The sequence below is a fragment of the Streptomyces albicerus genome, from assembly GCF_008905045.1.
Classification (GTDB): domain Bacteria; phylum Actinomycetota; class Actinomycetes; order Streptomycetales; family Streptomycetaceae; genus Streptomyces; species Streptomyces albicerus.
This window is the reverse complement of sequence record NZ_VWMY01000023.1, coordinates 65,465-69,845: the sequence shown is the minus strand read 5'-3', so window position 1 is coordinate 69,845 and position 4,381 is coordinate 65,465. Positions and strand designations below refer to the sequence as shown.

Genomic DNA, 4,381 nt, shown 5'->3' with positions numbered 1-4,381 from the left:
GTGTCGAGAGGCCGATCGTGCTCGGCCCTCCTTCGTCGGGCGCTCCGCGCGATCGGCCTCTCGACACAGGCGCGCCCCTTCGGGTCACTCTCCGGGCGAGTTTCCGCCGGAAGGGGGCGTCACCAGGGACATACGTCACCTGGAGTTAACGGAAGCGCCGTCATGTGCCTTGGCATGGCATCCCACGTTCGAGGGCATAAGCCTTCCAGGTCGACACCCGAACCACGGGTGTCGTATCTCAGCGGACGGCACGGGGCCGTCCGCCCGGGAGGCCCTTTGCACCAGCCCGACCGTGCGGTCAGTACGGACGAAGCGGAGGGCCGGTTCTCGGCCCGTGCATCGCGGCCGGAGACCGGTCCAGTTCTCCTCCGTCGCTCCCCGACCTCATCCGAGGGGGTACGTCCTTCCGTGGTGACCAGCACAAAGCGCCGTATGCCAGACCGGCGCACCTATGTTCTCGACACCAGCGTCCTGCTGGCCGACCCGCACGCCATGAACCGCTTCGACGAGCACGAGGTTGTGCTTCCGATCGTGGTGGTCACGGAATTGGAGGCCAAGCGGCACCATCCCGAACTCGGTTACTTCGCCCGGCAGGCCCTGCGTCTGCTCGACGACTACCGGGTGAAGTACGGCCGTCTCGATGCCCCCATCCCCACGGGGGAGATGGGCGGGACCGTACGTGTCGAGCTCAATCACTCGGACCCCAGCGTGCTGCCCAGCGGCTACCGCCTGGGCGACAACGACTCCCGCATCCTCGCGGTCGCCCGCAATCTGCAGGCCGAGGGGTTCGACGTCACGGTCGTGTCGAAGGACCTGCCTCTCAGGATCAAGGCCTCGTCGGTCGGGCTCCTCGCCGAGGAGTACCGCGCGGAGCTCGCCATCACGGGCTCCTCCGGCTGGACCGGAATGTCCGAACTGACGCTGGCCGGCGAGCAGGTGGACCTCCTCTTCGAGGAGGAGAGCCTGTACGTCCCCGAGGCGTCCGACTACCCGGTGCACACGGGTCTGATGATCCACTCCGAGCGGGGCAAGGCCCTGGGACGCGTGACGTCCGAGGGCAACGTCCGGCTCGTACGGGGCGACCGGGAGGCCTTCGGCATCAAGGGCCGCAGCGCCGAGCAGCGCATCGCGCTGGATCTGCTGCTCGACCCGGACGTCGGGATCGTGTCGATGGGCGGCCGGGCCGGCACCGGAAAGTCGGCGCTCGCGCTCTGCGCTGGCCTGGAGGCCGTGCTCGAGCGGCGCCAGCACCAGAAGGTGATGGTCTTCCGGCCGCTGTACGCGGTCGGCGGGCAGGAGCTCGGCTATCTGCCCGGATCCGAGTCCGAGAAGATGAGCCCCTGGGCGCAGGCGGTCTTCGACACGCTCTCCGCCGTCACCAGCCGCGAGGTCATCGAGGAGGTCACCGCGCGCGGCATGCTGGAGGTCCTGCCGCTCACGCACATCCGCGGCCGCTCCCTCCACGACGCGTTCGTGATCGTGGACGAGGCCCAATCCCTGGAACGGAACGTTCTGTTGACCGTTCTGTCCCGAATCGGCGCGAATTCACGGGTTGTTCTGACCCATGACGTGGCCCAGCGGGACAATCTCAGGGTCGGCCGGTACGACGGTGTCGTGGCCGTCGTGGAGAAGCTGAAGGGGCATCCACTCTTCGCGCACGTCACGCTCACCAGGTCCGAGCGGTCCCAGATTGCGGCGCTTGTGACCGAAATGCTGGAGGACGGGCACATCTGATCCTGCCTGACCCACCTGTGGCTTCTGTCCAACAGGTGGTGGCTACACAGTAGTTGGCGCCGTCCGGCAAAGGCGAAAAGCCTAGCCGGGCGGCGTCTTGGCGTGTGCTCGTTTCCGGAAAACTCCTGGGGCAAACGAGGTGTGAGCTTTCACACTCGACACAGAATTGCCTCCCGGCGTCGGGGTACGGCAGAGTCTCACTCCTGTCAGGCCCCGCATACGACACATCTGTACCCCCAGCGGTACGGCACAACAGAAGCATCAGAACTCCATAAAGCCGTCGTATGCCGCCCGCGCACCACGCGGCGCTCCCGTCATGGGAGTTGCCCACCGGGCCCGTGTCTCCCGTGACCCCGCAGTTGGGAGGCCAGTGCCAGGGGCACGATTGCGTCCGCCAGGGTCACCGAAGCGGGCGATGCTGGAAGGAAACCGTGTGAGCCGGATTTCGGTCCGGGGATTCGCAGTGGCCTCGGCCACCGCGGTCACCGCTGTCGGCGCTGTCACCGGTGTTGCCTCGGGCAACACCGCGCCCGCGAGCGACGACGCCGAGGCAACGGCGAGCGACGCAACGCTCCTCGCGGACATACCCGCGGGTGCGCAGGCGCAGGTGCAGACCGCCTCCCTGACGCAGCAGGCCGACTCCCAGGCCATCGCGGCGGACGCGACCGCCAAGAAGGACGCCGAGGAGGCCGCGCGCAAGCAGGCCGCCGAGGACGCCATCGCCAAGCAGAAGGCCGCGGAGAAGGCCGAGCGGGAAGCGAAGGAGCGGAAGGAAGCCCAGGAGGCTGCCAGCCGTTCCGCCACGCGCGACCCCTCCAGCTTCCCGGCGCAGGCCTCGTACAGCATTTCTGAAGTCCAGGACATGGCCCGCCAGATCGTCCCGGCGGACCAGTTCCAGTGCTTCAGCAACATCGTGGACCACGAGTCCAGCTGGAACTACCGGGCGGACAACCCCACCTCCGACGCCTACGGGCTCGTGCAGGCGCTGCCGGGTTCCAAGATGTCCTCGGCCGGCGCCGACTGGGCGACCAACCCCGCCACGCAGATCAAGTGGGGCCTCAGCTACATGGACGGCCGGTACGGCAGCCCGTGCGGGGCCTGGGAATTCTGGCAGGCCAACAACTGGTACTGAGCAGGCCGCAGCTCAACCTCGCGAAGCCCCTCACCGTCCTACGGTGAGGGGCTTCGGCCATGTACGGTCGACCCCGACGACTCCAGGGGGGAGTGGTGGGGAGTTACGGGGAAAAGGGACGGATCATGTCGCGAGTGCCAGGGTGGCTGAGTCGGCTCGGCGCCGGACTCACCGTAGTGGGAGAGCGGTTGAACGCGCGGCGCGCGGAGGCCGAGAGGGCCGACGAGGCCGATGGCGATGGGGTCCATGCGGGCGGCGTGGACGCCCGGGGCGCGTCGACCGAGCCCGTCCCGCCCGAGTCTGCGCGGCCGTCCCCTCCTTCGGACACGCTCGACACTCCTGTCGCCGCCGCTCCTGTCTTCGTTCGTCCCGATCCCGCCGCCGCCGTTCCGTGGGGTGTGCGGGTCGCGGCCGAGGCCGGGTGGCGGCTGCTCGTACTCGCGGGCACCGTCTGGGTGTTGATGCGTGTCATCAGCGCCGTGCAGCTCGTCGTCCTCTCCTTCGTCGCCGCGCTGCTCATCACCGCCCTGCTCCAGCCCACGGTCGCCCGGCTGCAGCGGTACGGGGTGCCGCGCGGACTCGCCACCGCGCTCACCGCGATCCTCGGCTTCGTGGTCATGGGGCTTGTCGGGTGGTTCGTGGTCTGGCAGGTCATGGAGAACATCGACAACCTCTCCGACCAGGTCCAGGACGGTATCGACGAGTTGCAGCGGTGGCTGCTCAACAGCCCGTTCCATGTGACCGAGGATCAGATCAAGGACATCGCCAAGAGTCTGCGGGAGGCGGTGGGCGCCAACACGGACGAGATCACGTCGGCGGGCCTCGAGGGCGTCACGGTCATCGTCGAGGCGCTCACCGGCATACTCCTCACGATGTTCTGCACGCTCTTCCTTCTCTACGACGGGAAGCGCATCTGGCAGTGGACGCTCAAGCTGGTACCGGCGGCGGCCCGGCCGGGAGTGGCGGGGGCGGGTCCGCGGGCCTGGCGGACTCTGACCGCCTACGTCCGTGGCACGGTGATAGTCGCTCTCATCGACGCCATCTTCATCGGTCTCGGCATCTTCTTCCTCGACGTCCCGATGGCCGTCCCGCTCGCCGTCTTCATCTTCCTGTTCGCCTTCATCCCGCTCGTCGGTGCCGTCGTCTCCGGGGCGCTGGCGGTGGTGGTCGCGCTGGTGACGCAGGGGGTCTTCACGGCGGTCATGACGCTTGTCGTGGTGCTCGCCGTGCAGCAGATCGAGGGGCACATCCTTCAGCCGTTCATCCTGGGGCGGGCGGTGCGGGTCCATCCGCTTGCGGTCGTGCTGTCGGTCGCGGCCGGTGGCATGGTCGCGGGGATCGGGGGTGCGGTGGTCGCTGTTCCGCTCGTCGCGGTCACCAACACGGTGGTCGGCTATCTGCGGTCGTACGCCCAGGAGTCGGCGCTGCGTCAGTCGCCGGGGCCGCGTGGGGCGACGGCGACGGGGGTGGCCCCGACGGATCCCCCGTCGGACGCGTCGCCGTAGTGAGCGGGTT

General features: G+C 68.5%; 3 protein-coding genes. All 3 read left to right on the top strand.

Annotated elements, in window-relative coordinates:
- The first annotated feature begins 408 nt into the window (after window positions 1-408).
- On the top strand, window positions 409-1,734 hold the full coding sequence (locus tag GAS53_RS21775) for a PhoH family protein (RefSeq protein WP_151479340.1): 1,326 nt from the start codon (window positions 409-411) through the stop codon (window positions 1,732-1,734).
- Between the two features lie 433 nt (window positions 1,735-2,167).
- A complete protein-coding gene (locus GAS53_RS21770; RefSeq protein ID WP_450164486.1) occupies window positions 2,168-2,866 on the top strand; it encodes an aggregation-promoting factor C-terminal-like domain-containing protein in 699 nt (232 codons plus the stop codon).
- 125 nt (window positions 2,867-2,991) lie between these two features.
- The gene (locus tag GAS53_RS21765; protein ID WP_151479338.1) at window positions 2,992-4,371 is read left to right on the top strand and encodes an AI-2E family transporter; all 1,380 of its coding nucleotides are present in this window, start codon (window positions 2,992-2,994) and stop codon (window positions 4,369-4,371) included.
- The last annotated feature ends 10 nt before the right edge of the window (window positions 4,372-4,381 follow it).